Genomic DNA, 20,414 nt, shown 5'->3' with positions numbered 1-20,414 from the left:
TGGCCCTACGGGTTGATCGCCAGTTCGAGGTAGGCGGCCAGCAGCACCAGGTGCACCCCTCCCTGGAGGGGGGTGGCCCGTCCCGGGACCACGGTCAGCGCGCCCACCACCATGGTGAGGGCGAGCAGCACCATGTGCGTGTTGCCGAGTCCGAGGACGAGGGGGCCGGTGAGCCAGAGGGAGGCCAGCGCGACGGCGGGGATGGTCAGACCGATACTGGCCATGGCCGAACCGAGCGCGAGGTTCATGCTGGTCTGCACCTGGTTGCGGCGCGCGGCGCGGACCGCCGCGATGGTCTCGGGGAGGAGAACCAGGAGGGCGATGATCACACCGACGACGGAGTGGCCCAGCCCCGCGGCCTCCACTCCCGACTCGATGGTGGGCGATACCCCTTTGGCCAGACCGACCACACCGATCAGGGCCAGGCCCAGCAGGCCGAGGCTGATCAGGGCGGTGCGGGTGGAGGGCGCCGGGGCGTGCTCCTCCGGTGCGGCCGCCTTGCCGGGTTTGACTATCGGCAGGAAGTAGTCGCGATGTCTGATGGTCTGGGTGGCGACGAACAGGCCGTAGAGGACCAGCGAGGAGACCGCGGCGAAGGTGAGCTGAACGGTGGAGAACTCGGGGCCGGGTTTGCTGGTGGTGAACGTCGGCAGGACGAGGCTGAGGGTCGCCAGTGTGGCCACGGTGGCGAGGGCCGCTCCGGTGCCTTCGGAGTTGAAGACCGCCGTGCCGTGGCGCAGTGAGCCCACCAGCAGGCTGATGCCGAGGATGCCGTTGACGGTGATCATCACGGCCGCGAACACGGTGTCCCTGGCGAGGGTGGCGCTCTGGTCGCCTCCGTCGATCATCAGGGTGACGATCAGCGCCACCTCGATCACGGTGACGGCGACCGCGAGGACCAGGGAGCCGAAGGGCTCGCCCACCCGGTGCGCGACCACCTCGGCGTGGTGCACGGCGGCCAGCACGGACGCCGCGAGGACCAGGGTCACCAGCGCGACGAGTCCGCCGGGCAGATCGCGTCCCCAGGTCAGCACCAGCAGCAGCACGGCGACTACGGGCACGATGGTCGTCCACCGGGTCGCGACTGCCCTGAGCGAAGCGATCACGGGGCGATCGTCGCAGACGTGATGGCGGGCCGCACCTCGCGGGAGGCGTCCGCCCGGCGGTGGACCGTGGAGGCGATGGGGGGTGTCACCGCCGCTCGGCGTGTCCCTCCGGCGCGCCCTCCTGATCGTCTCGGGGTCATCATGATCACGCATGGCCTCCTGGTGCGAGTCGTATGGGGTCGGCGCCGGCGAGCGGCGCGGGTGGAGACAGAGGGGCACCGGGAGCGGTGGCCGGCGATGTGCGGCCTTCGCTCCCGGTGCCGGTGTCTCCGTGGACGTCCGACGGGGTCAGACGTCGATGTTGTTCTTCGCGGGGCTGTCGTCCTGGTCCTCGGCCGACGCGGCCTCCGCCATCTTGCGGGAGGCCCGCAGGCTGGTGATCGTGGTGACGATCAGGACGCCGCAGATGACGCCCAGCGACACGGGGATGCTGATCTCGGGGACGTGGACCCCGGACTCGTGCAGCGCGTGCAACACCAGCTTCACACCGATGAAGCCGAGGATGATCGACAGGCCGTAGGAGAGGTGGACCAGCTTCCGCAGCAGTCCGCCGATGAGGAAGTACAGCTGCCTGAGGCCCATCAGCGCGAACGCGTTCGCCGTGAACACGATGTACGGGTCCTGGGTGAGGCCGAAGATCGCGGGGATCGAGTCGAGCGCGAACAGGATGTCCGTGGTGCCGATGGCGAGCATGACGACGAGCATCGGGGTCATGACCCGCTTGCCGTTCTGCTCGATCCACAGCTTGGTGCCGTGGTAGCGGTCGGCCACACCGAAGCGGCGCTCGGCGGCCTTGAGCAGCTTGTTCTCCTCGAACTCCTCCTCGTCCTCGTCGGCCCGCGCTTCCTGGATGAGCTTCCAGGCGGTCCAGATGAGGAAGGCGCCGAAGAGGTAGAACACCCACGAGAAGCTGGCGAGGATCGCGGCGCCGGCGGCGATGAAGATCGCGCGCAGCACCAGGGCGATGAGGACACCCACCAGGAGAACCCGTTGCTGGTACTGCGACGGCACCGCGAACTTCGCCATGATCAGGACGAAGACGAAGAGGTTGTCGACGCTCAGCGATTTCTCGGTGATGTAGCCGGCGAAGAACTCGCCGCCCGCCTGGGCTCCGCCCCAGATCAGCAGGCCGACGCCGAAGAGGGCGGCCAGCACGATCCAGACGATGGTCCAGATCCCGGCTTCCTTGATGGATACGTCGTGCGGTTTGCGGCCGATGAAGAAGTCGACGGCGATGAGGGCGCACAGGCCCACGATGGTCAAGACCCACAGGGTCATGGAAACTTCCACTGCGCCTCCGGCAGATACGTCACAGGCAATGTCAGCGTCGTCGCTGCCGGAGGTCTCTTCCACCCGGCCGCCGGGCGCTGTGAAAGCGTCCGGACGGTCCTTCGGGCCGACGCCCCGGGATCTGGCCTGATCCGTATTGACGGGGTCGCCGCACAGACAGGGAGTACTCCCCTCCGTGCGGTCAACAGTACCCAATCACCAAGGGTTGGTAAAGGGAGAAGTAAAGAAACTTACAAAGGCGCTGCTCAGGCGCCTTTGCATGATCTTGGTGATGGCAGCGTGCGGGTCACCGCCGCCACGCGCGGCGGGCGGCCGCGACCTGGGTGAGCACCTGATGGAGCACCTGGCTGCCCGGCGGCACCACCGGCGGCTCGTACGTCCAGGCGTGCCCGACCCACGGATCGGCGAGGTGGTCGTCGGGCACGGCGGTCAGGCGCAGCAGCGAGCGCCACAGCGGGTCGAGCAGCGGCCCGTAGGCGGAGGACTCCTCACGGTCCGCGACCATCATCAGGTGGACGCCCACGGACGGGCCCTCGTCGGCGAGATAGCGCAGCTGGTTCACGGCCCGGTCGTCGAAGCCGTGCGGGAAGTCGTTGACGACGAGCAGTTGCTGGGAGGTGTCGAAGCCGGGCGGCAGCGCGTCCGGGGCGCCCCCGCGCAGCGCCATCTGCACCAGGTCGACCCGCTGGGTGAGCCGTCCCAGCACGTCCCCCACGCCCGCGGCGCCCTGGGCGGGCGGGGCCGCCAGCACACCGGTCCCTGTCAGCGGCGCCAGCGCCTGCGCACCGGAGCCGGCCGGGTCGATGACGTGCACCGTGAACTCGCCTGCCGGATAGACCGCGAGCAGCCGGGCGGCGTGCGCGACGGCCGTCTCCATGGCCAGGCGCCGCATGTCGTGGGAGTCGGTGAAGGAACCGTCGAGGGAGTCGGCCCGGCCGCTGTCGATCCACAGCCCGCGCTCCAGCGGCAGCCGGAGCAGCATGGGGATGCGGAGCGGGTCGGCCTCGGGGAGGCGGAGGTCGCCCAGGCGGAGCGCCATGGGTATCTCCATGGGCACCCGGTAGGCGTGCCAGGCGGGGTTGTCCCAGCGGGCGAACGCCGGGGGCAGGGCGGGTTCGACCACCTCGGCCTCGGCGACCAGCTGGGCGAGGTCCCGGTCGAGGGATTCCCGCGCCTGGCCGACCAGCTCGGCGTGCCGGGCCCGGGCGGCCTCGCGGGCGGCGTCGCCCTGGCCGCCGAGGCGGCTGCGCGGGTCGGACAGGGCCTGTTCCAGCTCCTTGTCCATGCGGGACTCGGCGAAGTCGACGGCGCTGCGGTAGGCGGCGGTGGTGCGGGCCAGGTCCTCGAACATGCCCCAGACCTGGTTGTAGAGCCGCTCTTCCATGGACCAGCCGGTCGCGTCCCCCGCGACGGGCTGGGCGGGCTGCCCGGGCCGGGGCTGCGGCGCGGCGGGCGGCGGCGGTGGCGGGGCGGAGGTCTGCCGGCGGGGGTGGCTGTAGTCGATCGGGCCGCCGGTGGTGGACGGGTCCGCGGCACCGGCGCCGTAGGCCGGCTGCGGTCCGTCCTGGCCGGGCCCGCCGGACGGCTGTCCGCCGTAGGACGGCGGTACGGGGTCGGGGGTGCCCTGGGGTGCGGTGCCGCCCTGGTCGGGACCGACCGCGGGCGCGGCCGGCTGGCGGGAGCGGTCGCCGTCGGACGGGCGGGGCGGGGGCGCCTGAACGGAGCGGGCGAGGCCCCGCGCGACCGCCTCGCCGATGGTCCCGGCGAGCTGTACGGCCTCGGGGAGGGACTGGTCGGTGAGGAGTTCGGCCAGTCCGCCCGCGTAGCCCTGGCCGACGGCGCGGACCTTCCAGGCGCCCTGGCGCCGGTACAGCTCCAGGGCGACGACGGCCGACTCGGCCTCCAGACCCGTGATGGTGTAGCTGGCGACCTCCTCGCCGTCCAGGCCGGTGACGGCGACGAAGGGGGCCGCCACGGAGCCGAACCGGGCGGGACCCGGGCCGCCTTCCGCGGCGGGCAGCGCGAGCAGGACGCTGACGCGGTGCACCGCGTCCGTCACGGCGTCCAGGTCCACCGCGAGGCGGTGGTCGGCGGCCGCCTGGCGCGACACCTCCAGGCCGGGCTGGGTGGGAGCGCCCGGGTGGGCCACCCACTCGGTCCCGTGGATCCGGCCGCTCTCGTCGCCGAGCGCGGCCGCGGCCACGACCGGTGTGCCGGCCGAGATCCGGATCTCCAGACGGGACTGGGAGAGCGGGTGGTTCTGTCCCCGCACCAGCTCGGCCGTCATCGCCTTCGTCCCCCTGCGTCGCGTGTGATGGGTCGGGTGCCGCTCGCCGGCCCCGCCGGGGGCCGGTGCGCCTCCGGTGCCTAGAGGACCGGCAGGATCGCCGGCATCAGGTCCTGGAAGGTGCGGCCGTTGGCCGGGTTGCCGAGCGCCGTCATCGTCCAGCCGGTGCCGGTGCGGTGCACCTTGGCCATGATCTGAGCGGTGTAGGCGCCGCCGCCGGCCAGCGTGTACCGGGCGAGCTCCTGGCCGTTGGTCTCGTCGACGAGGCGGCAGAACGCGTTCTGCACCTCCTGGAACGTCTGGCCGGTGAAGGAGTTCACGGTGAAGACGATCTGGTCGATGTGGACCGGGACGCGCGAGAGGTCGACGAGGATGGCCTCGTCGTCGCCGCCCTGGCCGACACCGCCGACGAGGTTGTCACCGGTGTGGCGCACGGAGCCGTCGTCGCTCACCAGGTGGCGGAAGAAGACGACGTCGACGGGCTGCTTGTCGGCGAACAGGACGGCCGAGGCGTCCAGGTCGATCTCGCGGGTGCGCGAGCCGAACAGGCCGCGACGGGGAGCCGCCTGCCAGCCGAGACCCATGCGCACCGCGGTCAGGCTGCCTCCGTCGTTCTTCTGCAGACTGATGGCCTGACCCTTGGTCATGTTGACGGTCACGCGCTGATTCCCCTCTCGGACTGTCCCCTGTTGCCGCGGTACCGCGGTTGTCAGAACCCTACGCAGGGGCACTGACAGCGACGTAGCCAGGTCCGCACTTTGTGTCGTTCTTGCAACACATCCCGTACGCGATGTCAGGAGAGGCCGACCTCCCGCATCTGCCGCAGTTCCTTCTTCATCTCCGACACCTCGTCGCGCAGCCGGGCGGCGATCTCGAACTGGAGGTCGGCCGCGGCGGCCCGCATCCGCGTGGTCAGTTCCTCGATCTGCCCGGCGAGTTCCGCGGCGGGACGGTCGGTCGGCACGGTCTCGGCGGCCTTGCCCTTGGCGCCCTTGGCGTTCTTCGCGGCCTTGACGCCGAGGGAGGGCACGGGCGACTTGGTGCCGCCGCCGTCCTTCTTGGCCTGGCGGTAGCCCGAGCCGAGCAGCTGCTCGGTGTCGATGTCCTCGCGGGCGATCTGCGCGACGATGTCGTTGATCTTCTTGCGCAGGGGCTGGGGGTCGATGCCGCGCGCCTGGTTGTAGGCGATCTGCTTCTCCCGGCGGCGGTTGGTCTCGTCGATGGCCTTCTCCATCGCCGGGGTGATCTTGTCGGCGTACATGTGGACCTGGCCGGACACGTTGCGCGCCGCGCGGCCGATGGTCTGGATCAGGGAGGTGCCCGAGCGCAGGAAGCCCTCCTTGTCGGCGTCGAGGATCGCCACCAGGGACACCTCGGGCAGGTCGAGGCCCTCACGCAGCAGGTTGATGCCGACCAGCACGTCGTACTCGCCGGAGCGCAGCTCCCGCAGCAACTCCACGCGGCGCAGTGTGTCGACGTCGCTGTGCAGGTAGCGCACCTGGATGCCGAGTTCCAGGAAGTAGTCGGTGAGGTCCTCGGCCATCTTCTTGGTGAGCGTGGTGACCAGGACGCGTTCGTCCTTCTCCACGCGCGTGCGGATCTCGTGCACCAGGTCGTCGATCTGGCCCTCGGTGGGCTTGACGACGACCTCGGGGTCGACGAGGCCGGTGGGGCGGATGATCTGCTCGACGAAGCCGTCGGAGCGGGAGAGTTCGTACTGTCCGGGGGTGGCCGACAGGTAGACGGCCTGGCCGATGCGCTCCTGGAACTCCTCCCACTTCAGCGGGCGGTTGTCCAGGGCGGAGGGGAGGCGGAAGCCGTGGTCGACGAGGGTGCGCTTGCGGGAGGCGTCGCCCTCGTACATGGCGCCGATCTGCGGGACGGTGACGTGCGACTCGTCGATGACGAGGAGGAAGTCGTCGGGGAAGTAGTCCAGCAGGGTGTTCGGCGGGGAGCCGGGAGAGCGGCCGTCGAAGTGCATCGAGTAGTTCTCCACGCCGGAGCAGGAGCCGATCTGGCGGAGCATCTCGATGTCGTAGGTGGTGCGCATCCGCAGGCGCTGGGCCTCCAGGAGCTTGCCCTGCTTCTCCAGGTCGCTCAGGCGCTCGCCGAGTTCCTTCTCGATGTCGTTGACCGCGCGCTCCAGCCGCTCGGGGCCGGCGACGTAGTGGGAGGCGGGGAAGACGTAGAGCTGCCGGTCGTCGCTGATGATCTCGCCGGTGAGCGGGTGGAGCGTGGACAGGGCCTCGATCTCGTCACCGAACATCTCGATGCGGACGGCGAGCTCCTCGTAGACCGGGAAGATCTCGATGGTGTCGCCGCGCACCCGGAAGGTGCCGCGGGTGAAGGCCATGTCGTTGCGCGTGTACTGGATGTCGACGAAGCGGCGCAGCAGCTCGTCGCGGTCGAACTCGTCGCCGACGCGGAGCGGGACCATGCGGTCCACGTACTCCTGCGGCGTGCCCAGGCCGTAGATGCAGGAGACGGAGGCGACCACGACGACGTCGCGGCGGGTGAGCAGGGAGTTGGTCGCCGAGTGGCGCAGCCGCTCGACCTCCTCGTTGATCGAGGAGTCCTTCTCGATGTAGGTGTCCGACTGCGGGACGTACGCCTCGGGCTGGTAGTAGTCGTAGTACGAGACGAAGTACTCGACGGCGTTGTTCGGCAGCAGCTCGCGGAACTCGTTGGCGAGCTGGGCGGCCAGGGTCTTGTTCGGCGCCATGACCAGGGTGGGACGCTGGAGCTTCTCGATCATCCACGCGGTGGTGGCGGACTTGCCGGTGCCGGTGGCGCCGAGCAGGACGACGTCCTTCTCGCCTGCTTCGATGCGCCGGGCGAGGTCGGCGATGGCCGTCGGCTGGTCGCCGCTGGGCTGGTAGGGGCTGACGACCTCGAAGGGCGCCACCGTGCGTTCGATCTGGGAAACGGGCCGCATGCCATCCACCGTACGACCCCCCACTGACAACGGGTCCGGATCAGTGGCGCTGCGGGGTCCGGGAGCGGTGTTCCACGGGGCCGCGGTGGCGCAGCCGTGAGCGCGACGGGCGGCGGGCCGTGGAGTGGGCGGGGACACCGGGCCTGTGCTCGGCCCGGGGACCAGGCGGCCGGCCGGAGATCATCAGCGGGTCGACGGCCACGACGACGCCGGCGAGGACGAGGAAGGCGAGCGGGCCGACCATCAGGGGGCCGAGCAGGGCGGCGGCGGATTCACCCCCGGCGGGGACGGCCGAACCGTGGACGTGCACGTCGAGCGCGGCCATGCCGGTGTAGTGCATGCCGGTGACGGCGAGCCCCATGACGAGGCTCGCGCCCACGCTCCACAGGAAGCCCCGCACCTGGCCGGCCGCCCAGAGGGCGGCGCTGGCGGCGGCCATGGCGATGGCCACGGAGACGGCGACCACGACCGTGTCGTACTCCAGCCGCCCGTCGAGGCTCATGCCGGCCATGCCGAGGTAGTGCATCGAGGCGATGCCGAGGCCGGTGACGGTGCCCCCGGTGAACAGCGCCGTCCCGGAGTGGCCCCGGTAGCCGACGATGAAGATCCCGGTGCCCACCATGACGATGCCGACGGCGAGGCTGGCGAAGGTCAGGGCCCGGTCGTAGTGGATGGGGGTGCCTTCTATCGCGAAGCCCATCATGCCGATGAAGTGCATCGTCCATATGCCGGAGCCGATGGCCACGGAGCCCAGGGCGAGCCAGACGGGACGCCAGGGCCGGGGCGCCGTCATGGACCTGGTGGTGCAGCGCAGGCCCAGGGCGCCGCCGAGGCAGGCCATGAGGAAGGCCACCAACGGTGTGACCAGGCCGTAGCTGAATCCGTCGACCGTGCCTTGCATGCGCGGCTGTCCTTCCCGCCCTGTACGTCCCGCGGTGTCCCGATGTGAGCCCCCTCCCAGGACGCGGGGGCGGCCCGGGCGACGCAGAGAGTATGACCCCCACCGGAATGGTCGAACGACTTTCCGGCAAAGAAACACGCCCTTGCCCCAGGTGTGTGGCATCAGTGTGCGGAGTTCGGGCAAGTCCGTTCAATCTGTGGTCATTCTGTGCCCGTCTCCCCTTGACCCTCTGCTGTCAGAGTTGATCCGACCGTGATCGTTCGACGCGAGGAGTACGCATGCACGCACGCGCTGTCGCCGCATCGACCACCGCGCTCCTGGGAACGGCGGCCCTGCTGCTCCCGCTCCCGCCCGCGCGGGCCGCCGCGGACACGGGGCCGCATCCCGTGGTCGTCGCCCACCGGGGCGCTTCCGCCTACGCGCCCGAGAACACGCTCGCGGCCGTCGACAAGGCCGCCGCCCTGGACGTCGAGTGGGTGGAGAACGACGTCCAGCGGACCAGGGACGGTGCGCTCGTCGTGCTGCACGACGACAGCCTGCAGCGCACCACCGACGTCGAGGAGGTCTTCCCCGACCGGTCCCCCTGGAAGGTGAAGGACTTCACCGCCGCGGAGATAGCCCGCCTCGACGCGGGCAGCTGGTTCGCTCCTGCGTACGCGGGCACCCGCGTACCGACGCTCCAGCAGTTCCTGGACCGCATGGAGCGCCACGACCAGAAGCTGCTGCTGGAGCTCAAGAACCCGCAGCTCTATCCGGGCATCGAGCGCGAGACGCTCAAGGTCCTCGCCAACGAGGGGTGGCTCGACCCCGGGCACACGGGCGGCCGGCTGGTCGTGCAGAGCTTCAGCGCGGACAGCGTGCGCACGGTCCACGCCCTGAAGCCGGCGGTGAGGACCGGGTTCCTCGGGACGCCACCCGTGGCGGACCTGCCCTCGTACGCGTCCTTCGCCGACCAGATCAATCCCTCCCACGGTTCGATCTCCGCTCCCTACGTCGCCGCCGTGCACGGCTTCCGGGGGCCCCACGGCACGCGGATGCAGGTGCACACCTGGACCGTGAACGACGCGGCCGCGGCGCGGCGGGTCGCCGGGTTCGGGGTGGACGGCATCATCACCAACACGCCCGACGTGGTGCGCGATGCGGTGGGCGGCTGAGCGCGCGCCCGGGTCAGCGGCTCCCGCCCCGGCCTGTCGGTGGCGGGTCGTACGCTGAGGCGCATGGACAGCCCTGGGCAGGACGAGCGGCCGGCCGTGTGGACCGTCGTGGCCACCGGTATCGGTCCGCTGCTGCTGGCCGCGACCGGGGACGGCCTGGTCAACGTCGTCTTCCACGCCACCGACGAGGTGCGCGACCGCGCGCTGGAGCGGCTGGCGTCCCGGCTCGGCGGCGAGCCGGCCGAGCTGGGCACGGCGGCGGCGCGGGAGTCCGGTTCCGCGGTGCTCGGCGAGGCGGTGCGCCAGGTGGAGGCCTACCTCGCGGGTGAGCGCCGGTCCTTCGAGCTGCCGCTGGACTGGTCGCTGATATCGGGCTTCCACCGGGAGGTGCTGCGCGAGCTGGCGGCCGGGGTGCCGTTCGGCACGGTCATCGGGTACGGCGACCTGGCCGGGCGGGTGAACCGGCCGGGCGGTGCGCAGGCGGTGGGGACGGCCATGGGCGCCAATCCCCTGCCGGTGGTCGTGCCCTGTCACCGGATCGTGGAGCGGGACGGCGGCATCGGCGGTTTCGGGGGCGGGCTGGAGACCAAGCGGCGGCTGCTCGCCCTGGAAGGTGTGCTGCCCGAGCCGCTGTTCTGACGGCTCGGGCGCACCGGGCGGGGCCCGGTCCGGTCAGTCGTAGTGCCGCGCCTCGAAGACGTTGCCGTCCGGGTCGCGGAAGTAGAAGCTGCGCCGGGCGGCGCCGCGCGCCCCGAACGAGCCGTGCGAGAGGTCCGTCACCGGTACGGACTGCTCCAGCAGGCGGCCGCGGAGGGTGTCGAAGGCGTCGGCCGGCAGGGACAGGCAGACGTGGTTGACGGGGTGGCCGGAGCTTTCGGCCGCGCCGGGGAGCATCGTCATGCGTGCGGCCATGGTCAGCGGCATGAGGTCGAGGATGGTCCCCTCGTTGACCCGCACCGAGGGGAAGGGTGCCTCGCCCTCCGCGTAGTCGGTGAGCCTGACGGGCTCCAGGCCCACGGTCTTCTCGTAGAAGCCGGCGGCGGCGATGGGATCACGCACCCACAGCACGATGTGGTCGAGTCGAGTCGTGTGGTCCGTCATGTCTGCCAGCCTCGGTGACCTGCGCCGCGACACGCAAGGGGTTTGGTGCGCGGCGTGGCCCGCCAGAGATGAGGGGGAGGCGGCAGACAGGAGGCAGGCGCGTGGTGCTGATGGTGTCCGAAGAGGTGCGGGAGGCGCTCGCCGCGGGCCGGCCGGTGGTGGCGCTGGAGTCCACGATCATCGCGCACGGGCTGCCCCGGCCGCGCAATCTCCGCGTGGCGCTGGAGCTGGAGGCGGCCGTCCGGGAGGAGGGCGCGGTCCCGGCGACGATCGCCGTACTCGACGGGCGCCCCCGGGTGGGCCTGGACGGGGGCCAGTTGGAGCGGGTGGCGGACGAGGACGGCATCCGCAAGCTGGGCCACCGCGATCTGCCGCTGGCGGTGGCGGCCGGGGCGAGCGGGGCGACGACGGTGTCGGCGACGGCGCTCCTGGCGGAGCTGGCGGGCATACGGGTGTTCGCCACCGGAGGGCTCGGCGGGGTGCACCGGGAGTGGACGGTGACGCAGGACGAGTCGGCCGACCTGGGGCTGCTGGCGCGTACCCGGATCACCGTGGTGTGCGCGGGGGTGAAGTCGATCCTGGACGTGCCGGCGACGTTGCAGCGGCTGGAGACGCTGGGAGTGGCGGTCGCCGGGTACGGCACGGACCGCTTCCCCGGCTTCTACCTGGCCGACTCGGGGCATCCCGTGGACTGGCGGCTGGACTCGCCGGGGCAGGTGGCACGGGCGATGCGGGCGCAGGACGCGCTCGGCGGGCCCGGGTCGGCGCTGATCGTGGCCAATCCGGTTCCCGAGGACGAGCAACTGGACCCCGGGGTGCACGCGCGGGTGCTCGACGAGGCGCTGCGCGCGTGCGCGGCGGAGGGGATCACGGGGCAGGGTGTCACCCCGTTCCTGCTCGGCCATCTGGTGCGCGGCAGCGGCGGTGCCTCCCTGGAGGCGAATCTGGCGGCGGTGCGCGGCAATGTGCGGCTGGCGGCGCGGGTCGCGGGCGCCTGGGCCGCCGGGGAGTGACGGCGGGGTGAGGGGGGCCGTGCGGGGCGGGGCGCTGCTGGTCGCGGGTGATGTGATCACGGATGTGGTGGCCAGGCACCGGGGGCCGCTCGCTCCGGGGACGGACACGGCGGCGGCGATCCGTACGGTGCCGGGGGGCGCGGGCGCCAATGTGGCCTGTTGGGCGGCGCGCCGGGCCGGCGCGGAGGTGCGGCTGCTGGGGCGGGTGGGCGCGGACGCGGCGGCCTGGCACGAGAGGGAGCTGGCCGCGTGCGGGGTCCGTCCGTTGCTGGTGGTGGACGAGCGGGCACCGACCGGGACGGTGATCTGTCTGGTGGACGGGGGTGCGGCGGGCGAGCGGACCTTCCTCACCGACAGCGGGGCGTCGCTGCGGCTGGACCCGGGTGACTGGTCGGACGCGCTGCTGGACGGGGTGGGGCGGCTGCATCTGTCGGGTTATCTGCTGTTCTCCGAGTCGGGCCGGGCGTTCGTCGCTGTGGCGTTGAAGGCGGCGCGGGCGCGGGGGGTGCCGGTGAGCCTGGATCCGGCGTCGGCCGGGTTCCTCGGCACGCTGGGCGCCGACCGTTTCCTGGCGCTGGTCGAGGGGGTGGAGGTGCTGCTGCCCAGTCGTGACGAGGCGTGTCTGCTGACGGGGGTGCCGGACGTGGTGGACGCGGCGGCGCGGCTGAGCCGCCATGTGCCGCTGGTGGTGACCAAGCAGGGAGCGCGGGGGGCGCTGCTGGCCCGGTCGGGCGAGGTGTGCGCCCGGGTTCCGGCGGTACCGGTGACGGCTCTGGACACCACGGGTGCGGGTGACGCCTTCACCGGTGCGTTCCTCGCGGCGCTGCTCGCGGGCGCGGAGCCGGAAGAGGCGGCGCGGGAGGGCTGCGGGGCGGGCGCGCAGGCGGTCGGGCGGACCGGGGGCCGTCCGCCCCGCTCGCCCGACGGGCGGCCGTGAGCGGGGAGAACTCGCGTTGTCCACAGGCGGGAACGCGGTGCTCCGGCCGTTGTCCACAGGCCCGCACGCGGTCCGTCCGGGACGGGCAGACTGGCGGTGCGGGCGCGGAGGCGGCAACGGCAGGGGTGATCAGGGAAGGGGGCCGCATGTCGACACACTGACGGTCAGTGCGCGACCGGGCTCACCGCGGTGATGCCCGGGGGCGGTTCAGCTCGTGGCGGACCGGGCGTAGACGGTCTCGGTCCAGGTGGCGATCTGGTCTCCCGTCAGGTGACGGGCGAGGTCCGCTTCGCTGATCATGCCGACGAGGCGCTTGTCGTCGATGACGGGGAGCCGGCGGATCTGGTGGGTCTGCATCTCGTGCAGGACGTCGTCGATGTCGGCGTCCGCGGCGATCCAGCGGGGTGTGCCCTTGGCCATCTCGCCGGCGGTGACCCGGGCGGGATCGTGCCCCATGGCGACGCAGCCGACGACGATGTCGCGGTCGGTGAGGATGCCGCAGAGCCGCTCGTTCTCGTCGCTGATGGGCAGGGCGCCGACGTTGAGTTCCCGCATCAACTGGGCGGCCCGGTCGAGGGTCTCGTGCGCGGGGATCCACTGGGCGCCGCGGTGCATGATGTCTCCGGCGGTGGTCATGGGGTACCTCCTGATGGCCGGACGGCCGGCGCGGCACGGGTCGCACCGCGAGTCCCGGCGCCTTTCATTCTCGTCGTGCCGCCCGCGTACGGCACGTGGGGAGCGGACCTCCGGGAGCGGGGCGGGCGGGGTGTCCGGCGGTCTCCCCCACCGGTGTCCGTTGTGCCCGGCGGCCCCTCACCCGCCGGTCAGCCGCGCCAGGCGGGGTGGCGGGGGTCGTCGGCCCGCACCAGGACGTCGGCCGTGCCGGCCGGGTCGGTCTCCCGCTCGTAGCGGGCGAACGCGGGGAGGGTCCAGTGGTCGGCGCCGGGGGTGCGGCGGCGCAGGGCGCCCGGGGAGAGGAGGACGTGGACGCTGAGGTCGAAGGGGAACCAGTGACGCAGGAGGAGGGGCCCGTGCAGCAACAGCACACCGCCGGGCGGGAGCTGGACGTAGGGGGTGCGGGTGGCACGGTCGGTGCGGGGGTCCCACAGGTCGGGCAGGACGCGTCCGCTGCCGCCCGGTTCGAGGGGGCCGAACACCTCGCGCCACAGGGCTCCGGTGTCGTACCAGCCGCTGTAGTACGACTCGACGTCCTGGTGGCCGTACTCGAGCCGGACCGAGGCGGGGCGGAGGAAGCCGTCGGTGCCCACCGCGAGGGAGGGACGGCCGCGTATCCGCAGCGCCTCGGCGACGCGTCCGGCGAGGTCGCCCGGGCGGGCGGCCGGGGCGCCGTCGAGCGCGACCCGGGGCCAGGGGCCGCCGTCGGACGTCTTCAGTTCCAGCAGCCGGTCGGCGAGGAGGTCGCCGAGCCGCTCCCAGGTGATCGGTTCGAGTCGCACACGGCCATGATGCGCCTGCCGGGGGACGGAACACGGCGCGGGGCCGGTCGGGGGTCCGGGGGCTGGACGCTCGCGTATGGGCCGGCGCGGCTCGGCCATGGCGGGACGGGTCGCGGACCGCCTTCACTGGTGGTGACGGGCCGGAGGGAGGGTGTGCCGGCCGGGGGACGGGGTTGAGGACCGGGGAACGGGGATGACGACATGATCGACGGGCCGTACTACGTGCTGACGGTGCTGGGTGTGCTCGGGACGGGGCTGACGGCGGGGGTCTTCTGCGCCTTCTCGACGTTCGTGATGAGAGGGCTCGCCGCGCTGCCGCCCGCGCAGGGTGTGGCGGCGATGCGGACGGTGAACACGGCGGCGGTGCGGCCGGCCTTCATGCTGGTGTTCCTCGGGTCGACGCTGCTGTGCGCGGTGCTCACCGTGGTGACGTTCGTGCTGTGGCCGACGGAAGGGGCGGTGGAACTGCTGGCCGGTGGTGCGCTGTTCCTGGTGGGGTCGTTCGGGGTGACCGCGGTCGCGAACGTACCGCGCAACGACGCGCTGGCCCGGCTGGAACCGGGGAGCGGGGAGGCGGCCGCGTACTGGCCCCGGTACGTGCGCGAGTGGACCAGGTGGAACCACGTGCGCACGGTCGCCTCGGCCGGGGCGGCGCTGGCGTACGTGCTGGCACTCACCGGGTGACGAGGTCGCTGCGTGGCTCACGGCGGACGTATCGTGGCCGGAAGAGCGCCGCCCGGCGACGCCCGGCCTGTCACCCGCGCACGCAGAGGAACACGGCCATGGCCGATCCCAAGGGTTTCCTGACCACGCCCCGTGAGGAGTGGCCGCGCAGGCCGGTGGCGGAGCGGGTCCGCGACTGGGACGAGGTGTGTGTCCCCGGTGCGCTGCTGCCGATCATCGGCGCTCAGGCCGACCGGTGCATGGACTGCGGGGTCCCGTTCTGCCACGAGGCCTGTCCGCTGGGCAATCTCATCCCGGAGTGGAACGAACTGGTGTCGCGGGAGGACTGGCGGGCCGCGGCGGAGCGGCTGCACGCCACCAACAACTTCCCCGAGTTCACCGGCCGGTTGTGTCCGGCGCCGTGCGAGGCGGGTTGTGTGCTCGCCATCAATCAGCCGGCGGTCACCATCAAGAACGTCGAGTGCGCGATCGCCGACCGGGCGTGGGAGGAGGGGTTCGCGCCACCGGCCCCGCCGGAGCGGCTCTCCGGCCGGACGGTCGCGGTCATCGGTTCGGGCCCCGCCGGGCTGGCGGCGGCCCAGCAGCTGACGCGGGCGGGGCACACGGTCGCGGTGTACGAGCGGGACGACCGGCTGGGCGGGCTGATGCGGTACGGCATCCCCGCGTTCAAGATGGAGAAGCGGCATCTGGAGCGGCGTCTGGCGCAGATGCGGGAGGAGGGGACGAAGTTCCGCACGTCCACGGCGGTCGGACGGGACGTGGACGCGGCGGAGTTGCGGGCGCGGTACGACGCGGTGGTGGTGGCCACGGGGGCGACCGTGTGGCGCGAACTTCCCGTGCCGGGGCGCGAGCTGGCGGGGATTCACCAGGCGATGGAGTATCTGCCGCTGGCCAACCGGGTGTGCGAGGGCGATCTGGAGTCGTCGCCGTTGTCCGCGGCGGGCCGGCACGTGGTGGTCGTGGGGGGTGGTGACACGGGGTCGGACTGTGTGGGGACGGCGGTGCGGGAGGGTGCGGCGTCGGTGACGCAGCTCGACATCTACGCGCGGCCGGGGGCCGCCCGGGACGAAGAGGCGCAGCCGTGGCCCACCTATCCGAAGGTGTACCGGGTGTCGGGGTCGCACGAGGAGGCGGGGGCGTTGCGCAGGGCGCCGGGGGTGGAGGCCGACGCGCACGCCCGGGTGTTCGCGGCGTCGACGTCGCGGTTCGTCGGGGACGGGGAAGGGCGGGTGTCGTCGCTGGAGATGGTGGAGGTCGACTCCGGCCGGCGGGCGGTGCCCGGGACGGAGCGGTCGTTGCGGGCGGACTTCGTGCTGCTGGCGCTGGGGTTCTCCGGGCCGGAGCGCGGCGACGGGCTGCTCGCGGGGCTGGGGCTGTCGCTGGAGCCGCGGGGCACGATCTCCCGGGGCGGGGATTTCGGCACGGCTGCGCCGGGGGTCTTCGCGGCGGGGGACGCGGCTCGGGGACAGTCGTTGATCGTGTGGGCGATCGCGGAGGGGCGGGCCGTGGCGGCGGCGGTCGACGGTTACCTGACCGGGAGTGGTTCGCGGCTGCCGGCGCCGATCGGCCCGTACGACCGCCCGATGACAGCGTGACCGGCGCCGGTGCGTGCCAGGGGGTTCCGCGGCCCGGCCGTGCCGAACGGCACCCGGCAGACCCGCGCGGCACCCGGCAGACCCGCGCGGCACCCGGCCGGGCGCCGCACCCGGCAGACCCGGCGCCGGCAGGCCACGGGCACCGACACGGCGCGTCGGAGCCCCCGGCGCGCCCCTCCTCCCCCACCGCCCCTCGCCGCGTGCCCTGCGGCGTCAGGGCTTGCGGGCCACCGCTCCGTAGCCCGGGATGACGCCGTCGGCCTGCCCGGGTACGGGGTCGCCCAGCTCCGGGTGCCACTCGTGGGGAATGGTGACGCCCGGCGGGACGAGGTCGAGGCCGTCGAAGAAGCGGCTGACGTCCTCACGCGAGCGCAGGGCCAGCGTCACCCCCGCCGCTTTCAGCTTCGCCGTGGCCGCCGCCGACTCCTCGGGCGTGAAGTCGGCCGTGGCGTGGGTGAGGACCAGGTGGCTCCCCGGGGGCAGCGGGTCCAGCAGACGGCGGACGAGATCCCGTGCGCCGTCCTCGTCGGGGACGAAGTGGAGCAGCGCGATGAGGGACAGCGCGATCGGCTCGCCGAAGTCGAGGACCTTCCGCGCACCCTCCAGGATGGCGTCCGGGTCACGGGCGTCCGCCTGGAGGTACTCGGTGGCCCCCTCGTCCGTGCCCCGCAGCAGCGCCGCCGCGTGGGCCAGGACGATGGGGTCGTTGTCGCAGTAGACGACGCGGGCGTCCGGGACGACGTCCTGGGCCACCTGGTGCAGGTTGGGCTCGGTGGGGATGCCGGTGCCGATGTCCAGGAACTGCCGTACGCCCCGCCCGGCCAGCCAGCGCGTGGCCCGCTGCATGAACGCGCGGTTCACGCGGGCCATCACCGGCACCCGGGGGTCGAGGGCCAGCATCTGCCGGCCCACGGCCTCGTCGACGGGGTAGTTGTCCTTGCCTCCGAGGTACCAGTCGTACATACGTGCGGGGTGCGGCCTGCTGGTGTCGATCTCCACGGGGTTCTGCCCGGTCATGACGGACTCCGTAAGTGTCTGCAACTGTTAGTGATCAAGGCGGTGCCAAGTCGGGATCAGAAGAAGAGGAGCACGCAACAGGTCAGGACAGCAGGAAGTCCGCCTCTCCCGCCTTCGCTCCCTCGATGAAGGCCGTCATCTCGGCGGAGGTGTAGATCAGCGCGGGTCCGTCGGGATCGGTGGACTGGCGTACGGCGATGCGGCCGTCGTCGAGCTTCATCGCCTCCAGGCAGTTTCCTCCGTTGCCCCCGCTCCACGGCTTGTGCCAGCCCTCGCTGCCCAGGTCCCTCGCGGGCATGCCGTTGTAGATCCGCTCGGTGCGGACCAGCGGCTGGGGCAGGGACTTCCGGGACTCCATGAGTTCCATTCACAGCTCCTTGCGGAGATCCCGGAGGATCTCCTTCGTGCGATGTGCCGTAGCGGCCTGCGCCGCCATGCGGTCCATGACCTCGAGGTGGGTCGCCACCTCGGTGCGCGCGTCCAGGTAGACCGCGCCGGTCAGGTACTCGCTGTAGACCATGTCCGGCAGTTCGGGCATGGCGAATCGGAACAGCACGAACGGCCCGTACGTACCGGGGTGCGGCCCGCCGGCGAAGGTCGCGACCTGCAGCGTCACATTGGGCAGCTTCGTGGCCTCGAGCAGCTTGTCGATCTGCGCACGCATCACCTCCGGGCCGCCGACCCGGCGGCGGAGCGCGGTCTCGTCCATCACGACCCACAGCCGGGGCGCGTCCTCACGGGTGAGCAGTTCCTGCCGTTGCATGCGCAGGTCGACGTGGCGCTCGATGTCCTCGGGCCGGGTCTGCCCGATGGCACCGGAGCGCAGCACGCCACGCGCGTAGTCCTCGGTCTGGAGCACTCCGGGGACGAAATGGGGTTCGTAACTGCGGATGAGGGAGGCGGCACCCTCCAGGCTGACGTACATCGAGAACCAGCCGGGGAGGATGTCGTGGAAGCGCTGCCACCAGCCGGGACGGTTCGCGTCCTCGGCCAGTTGCACGAAGGCGTCGGCCTCGTCGTCGGAGACGCCGTACGCCTTGAGCAGGAGCTGGAGGTACGGGATCTTGAGCGCGACCTCGGCCATCTCCATGCGGCGCACGGTGGCGGGGGCGACGCGGAGGACGCGGGCGGCCTCCTCGCGCTTCAGTCCCGCGCGTTCCCGCAGGTCCAGCAGGCGCCGGCCGAGGACGACCTGTCCCACCGTCGGCGCGGACCGCGGTTCACTCACACTCCACCTCCTTCGCACACATGCTGACAGCCCGGCGGCGCCATTCGAAGATCCATTCGAAGATTCGTTCAAGCGAACTTGCGTTCGAACCAATCTCCGGCGATCCCAACTGGCGCCGCGCGGGGTGCTGTTGCGAGCAGTGTGCCACGGCCGTCCAGACCGTCACACAGCACTCTGCATTTTCCAGAGTGACACTTGCCAAGTGTTCACGGCGGGGCGATAGTGGCAAGCGTGATTCCGTCCGCGCCCTTAGGAACAGACGCCGCCGCAGGTTCCGTCGGCCTCGGCGCCGCCTCGGCACCGGCCCCTTGGGGGACCGCCGCCGAGCGCCGGTTCCGTTTCGAGCTGGCCGCTCATCTGGGTTCCCCGGCTCAGGCCAGACGCCTGACGAGGGCACGACTGACCGGCTGGTCGGTGTGCGAGGACACCTGCGAGACGGCGGAACTGGTCGTCTCCGAACTCGTCACCAACGCCATCGTGCACACGGCGAGCAGCCACATAGTCTGCGAGCTGCACGAGGGCGGCGACCTGGTGCGCATAGCCGTGCGGGACGAGGGCTGCGCGCCGGACAGGCCGCGGGCGAACACCAGGCAGCGGCCGGACGACGAGCACGGCAGGGGACTGCTCCTCGTCGACGCCCTGTGTCACTCCTGGGGCGCCCACGAGCAGGGCCCCGGTCTGCTGGTGTGGGCGGATCTGCCCCACAAGGCGGACGCCCCGGGCGATCCGGCCGAGCCGCGCAACGACCTGGGCTGGGGCGCCCGCCCGAAGCCCGGCCCGGCCGGCGGCTCGGACGACGGTCACGACGAGGACCACGGTGGCGACCACGGCGACGCCGACAGCGGCGAGTCCGCCCGGCTGCGGCCGGAGTCTCCCCGGAACGGAGGAGCTGCGTGACAGGCGCTCCCGGCACCGGCACCCTGCTGAGCCTGGACTCGCTGGTCCGCCTCCAGCGCGGACGGCAGCCCCGGACCGTCCCCCGGCGCCTTCCGGTCCCGGACGGGATGACGGCCCCGATGGGCTGCGACGCCGTGGCGGTCCCCGCCCGGCTCGGGCCCCTCGTGCTGCCCAGGCTGCCGCGGGTCGGGTGCGTCTACGCCGACGAGGCGCACTGGTGGTGGCTGGTCCCGTCGGACTCGGACTACGCCCTGGAGTGGCCCGCCCCCGCGCGGTACGCGACCGGCGCGGTCCTGCCCGACGCCGGGGTCCCCGCCCTGCCCGGCCTGATCCACCGCCCGGACGGCACGCTCCCCTACACCCCGCCGATACCGCTGTATCTGGCCCTCTGCCGTCTCACGGGCACCGCACCCGCGTGGTCCCGCCCGGTCATCGCGTAACACCGCGTCACGACGGCCGGGCGTCCGCTCGCGGCGTCACGCCCTCACATCGCCGCCGCCGTCCGCGCGGACGATCACCAGGAACATGTCGGTCGCGAGGTCCATGACAACCTCGGCGGGCAGACCCTCCAGGCGCCGCGCGTGCGCGAACTCCTCCGCCGGCCATGAGCCGCGCGGTCCACCTGCGGGAAAGCGTTCGAGCACTGTTCGCCCGTTCACCCTGCCACCTCCATGTTGCGCTGTACTCGTAGAGTTAAACGCCAACCATGGGGCGAACGCCTCGCCCGGTGACGGTACTGAGACGTAGTTGACACCCGTTCACCGCCAAGTGTGAGCGGGCTCTCGTCTTTACGGAGCAATCGGTGACGCTCG

General features: G+C 72.2%; 21 protein-coding genes. 8 read left to right on the top strand and 13 right to left on the bottom strand.

What is annotated here, in order from left to right; translation table 11 throughout:
- Positions 1–5: 5 nt before the first annotated feature.
- The 6 genes from IE172_RS04890 to IE172_RS04865 form a co-directional block, all read right to left on the bottom strand.
- On the bottom strand, positions 6–1,106 hold the full coding sequence (locus tag IE172_RS04890; protein WP_190095794.1) for a calcium:cation antiporter: 1,101 nt from the start codon (positions 1,104–1,106) through the stop codon (positions 6–8).
- Positions 1,107–1,394: 288 nt separating this feature from the next.
- Positions 1,395–2,396: a TerC family protein gene (locus IE172_RS04885; protein ID WP_190095793.1), complete on the bottom strand. Its 1,002-nt coding sequence runs from the start codon at positions 2,394–2,396 to the stop codon at positions 1,395–1,397.
- A gap of 286 nt (positions 2,397–2,682) precedes the next feature.
- Positions 2,683–4,683, bottom strand: coding sequence for a TerD family protein (locus IE172_RS04880; protein ID WP_190095792.1), 2,001 nt, complete (start codon positions 4,681–4,683; stop codon positions 2,683–2,685).
- 80 nt (positions 4,684–4,763) lie between these two features.
- The gene (locus IE172_RS04875; protein ID WP_190095791.1) at positions 4,764–5,342 is read right to left on the bottom strand and encodes a TerD family protein; all 579 of its coding nucleotides are present in this window, start codon (positions 5,340–5,342) and stop codon (positions 4,764–4,766) included.
- Positions 5,343–5,476: 134 nt separating this feature from the next.
- Positions 5,477–7,618 (bottom strand): excinuclease ABC subunit UvrB, encoded by a 2,142-nt coding sequence (gene uvrB, locus IE172_RS04870; protein WP_190095790.1) that lies wholly within the window; start codon positions 7,616–7,618, stop codon positions 5,477–5,479.
- A 40-nt stretch (positions 7,619–7,658) separates the two neighbouring features.
- A complete protein-coding gene (locus tag IE172_RS04865) occupies positions 7,659–8,519 on the bottom strand; it encodes an MHYT domain-containing protein (RefSeq protein WP_190095789.1) in 861 nt (286 codons plus the stop codon).
- A 278-nt stretch (positions 8,520–8,797) separates the two neighbouring features.
- Between IE172_RS04865 and IE172_RS04860 the strand changes: the two genes are divergently transcribed.
- A complete protein-coding gene (locus IE172_RS04860; RefSeq protein ID WP_190095788.1) occupies positions 8,798–9,673 on the top strand; it encodes a glycerophosphodiester phosphodiesterase in 876 nt (291 codons plus the stop codon).
- A gap of 63 nt (positions 9,674–9,736) precedes the next feature.
- Entirely contained in the window at positions 9,737–10,312 is a 576-nt protein-coding gene (locus IE172_RS04855; protein WP_190095787.1) for a methylated-DNA--[protein]-cysteine S-methyltransferase, read from the top strand.
- A 33-nt stretch (positions 10,313–10,345) separates the two neighbouring features.
- Here IE172_RS04855 and IE172_RS04850 read toward each other — a convergent pair whose 3' ends face one another.
- Positions 10,346–10,774: a VOC family protein gene (locus IE172_RS04850; protein WP_190095786.1), complete on the bottom strand. Its 429-nt coding sequence runs from the start codon at positions 10,772–10,774 to the stop codon at positions 10,346–10,348.
- Between the two features lie 101 nt (positions 10,775–10,875).
- On the opposite strand from IE172_RS04850, the gene IE172_RS04845 reads away from it, so the two are divergent.
- Both IE172_RS04845 and IE172_RS04840 read left to right on the top strand, forming a co-directional pair.
- Positions 10,876–11,787: a pseudouridine-5'-phosphate glycosidase gene (locus tag IE172_RS04845; protein WP_190095785.1), complete on the top strand. Its 912-nt coding sequence runs from the start codon at positions 10,876–10,878 to the stop codon at positions 11,785–11,787.
- Positions 11,738–12,724 carry a carbohydrate kinase family protein gene (locus IE172_RS04840; protein ID WP_190095784.1) on the top strand — a complete coding sequence of 329 codons (987 nt, stop codon included), beginning with the start codon at positions 11,738–11,740 and terminating at the stop codon, positions 12,722–12,724. The genes IE172_RS04845 and IE172_RS04840 overlap by 50 nt, the downstream gene beginning before the upstream one ends.
- 207 nt (positions 12,725–12,931) lie before the next feature.
- Here the strand turns inward: IE172_RS04840 and IE172_RS04835 are convergent, their stop codons facing one another.
- Entirely contained in the window at positions 12,932–13,360 is a 429-nt protein-coding gene (locus IE172_RS04835) for a CBS domain-containing protein (RefSeq protein ID WP_190095783.1), read from the bottom strand.
- A gap of 188 nt (positions 13,361–13,548) precedes the next feature.
- A complete protein-coding gene (locus tag IE172_RS04830; RefSeq protein ID WP_190095782.1) occupies positions 13,549–14,181 on the bottom strand; it encodes a nucleoside/nucleotide kinase family protein in 633 nt (210 codons plus the stop codon).
- Positions 14,182–14,382: 201 nt separating this feature from the next.
- Between IE172_RS04830 and IE172_RS04825 the strand changes: the two genes are divergently transcribed.
- Both IE172_RS04825 and IE172_RS04820 read left to right on the top strand, forming a co-directional pair.
- Complete coding sequence (locus IE172_RS04825; protein ID WP_190095781.1) at positions 14,383–14,865, top strand: anthrone oxygenase family protein; 483 nt, start codon at positions 14,383–14,385, stop codon at positions 14,863–14,865.
- A gap of 98 nt (positions 14,866–14,963) precedes the next feature.
- Complete coding sequence (locus IE172_RS04820) at positions 14,964–16,460, top strand: glutamate synthase subunit beta (protein ID WP_190095780.1); 1,497 nt, start codon at positions 14,964–14,966, stop codon at positions 16,458–16,460.
- A 213-nt stretch (positions 16,461–16,673) separates the two neighbouring features.
- Here the strand turns inward: IE172_RS04820 and IE172_RS04815 are convergent, their stop codons facing one another.
- From IE172_RS04815 to IE172_RS04805, 3 genes are all read right to left on the bottom strand, one after another.
- On the bottom strand, positions 16,674–17,477 hold the full coding sequence (locus IE172_RS04815; RefSeq protein ID WP_190095779.1) for an SAM-dependent methyltransferase: 804 nt from the start codon (positions 17,475–17,477) through the stop codon (positions 16,674–16,676).
- Between the two features lie 82 nt (positions 17,478–17,559).
- A complete protein-coding gene (locus tag IE172_RS04810; protein ID WP_190095778.1) occupies positions 17,560–17,844 on the bottom strand; it encodes a DUF397 domain-containing protein in 285 nt (94 codons plus the stop codon).
- The gene (locus IE172_RS04805) at positions 17,845–18,705 is read right to left on the bottom strand and encodes a Sco1979 family transcriptional regulator (protein ID WP_190095777.1); all 861 of its coding nucleotides are present in this window, start codon (positions 18,703–18,705) and stop codon (positions 17,845–17,847) included. It lies immediately after the preceding gene.
- A 195-nt stretch (positions 18,706–18,900) separates the two neighbouring features.
- Here IE172_RS04805 and IE172_RS04800 point away from each other — a divergent pair, with 195 nt between their 5' ends.
- Positions 18,901–19,602, top strand: a complete 702-nt coding sequence (locus tag IE172_RS04800; RefSeq protein WP_438817004.1) for an ATP-binding protein — start codon at positions 18,901–18,903, stop codon at positions 19,600–19,602.
- Positions 19,599–20,042, top strand: a complete 444-nt coding sequence (locus IE172_RS04795; RefSeq protein WP_190095775.1) for a hypothetical protein — start codon at positions 19,599–19,601, stop codon at positions 20,040–20,042. Before IE172_RS04800 ends, IE172_RS04795 begins: the two co-directional genes overlap by 4 nt.
- A gap of 36 nt (positions 20,043–20,078) precedes the next feature.
- On the opposite strand, the gene IE172_RS04790 is transcribed toward IE172_RS04795, so the two are convergent.
- Positions 20,079–20,261, bottom strand: a complete 183-nt coding sequence (locus IE172_RS04790; protein WP_190095774.1) for a DUF8839 family protein — start codon at positions 20,259–20,261, stop codon at positions 20,079–20,081.
- Positions 20,262–20,414 lie beyond the last annotated feature (153 nt).

It is taken from the genome of Streptomyces griseoflavus, from assembly GCF_014649995.1.
GTDB lineage: Bacteria > Actinomycetota > Actinomycetes > Streptomycetales > Streptomycetaceae > Streptomyces > Streptomyces griseoflavus.
The sequence above is the reverse complement of the archived record's forward strand: the minus strand, read 5'-3'. Positions and strand labels throughout refer to the sequence as shown.

Excerpts from the sequence above, each read along its gene's own strand:
- IE172_RS04880 (WP_190095792.1), bottom strand. The coding sequence starts at position 4,683 with ATGACGGCCGAGCTGGTGCGGGGACAGAACCACCCGCTCTCCCAGTCC.
- uvrB (WP_190095790.1), bottom strand. The coding sequence starts at position 7,618 with ATGCGGCCCGTTTCCCAGATCGAACGCACGGTGGCGCCCTTCGAGGTC.
- IE172_RS04865 (WP_190095789.1), bottom strand. The coding sequence starts at position 8,519 with ATGCAAGGCACGGTCGACGGATTCAGCTACGGCCTGGTCACACCGTTG.
- IE172_RS04860 (WP_190095788.1), top strand. The coding sequence starts at position 8,798 with ATGCACGCACGCGCTGTCGCCGCATCGACCACCGCGCTCCTGGGAACG.
- IE172_RS04855 (WP_190095787.1), top strand. The coding sequence starts at position 9,737 with ATGGACAGCCCTGGGCAGGACGAGCGGCCGGCCGTGTGGACCGTCGTG.
- IE172_RS04850 (WP_190095786.1), bottom strand. The coding sequence starts at position 10,774 with ATGACGGACCACACGACTCGACTCGACCACATCGTGCTGTGGGTGCGT.
- IE172_RS04840 (WP_190095784.1), top strand. The coding sequence starts at position 11,738 with ATGTGCGGCTGGCGGCGCGGGTCGCGGGCGCCTGGGCCGCCGGGGAGT.
- IE172_RS04835 (WP_190095783.1), bottom strand. The coding sequence starts at position 13,360 with ATGACCACCGCCGGAGACATCATGCACCGCGGCGCCCAGTGGATCCCC.
- IE172_RS04825 (WP_190095781.1), top strand. The coding sequence starts at position 14,383 with ATGATCGACGGGCCGTACTACGTGCTGACGGTGCTGGGTGTGCTCGGG.
- IE172_RS04820 (WP_190095780.1), top strand. The coding sequence starts at position 14,964 with ATGGCCGATCCCAAGGGTTTCCTGACCACGCCCCGTGAGGAGTGGCCG.
- IE172_RS04815 (WP_190095779.1), bottom strand. The coding sequence starts at position 17,477 with ATGACCGGGCAGAACCCCGTGGAGATCGACACCAGCAGGCCGCACCCC.
- IE172_RS04810 (WP_190095778.1), bottom strand. The coding sequence starts at position 17,844 with ATGGAACTCATGGAGTCCCGGAAGTCCCTGCCCCAGCCGCTGGTCCGC.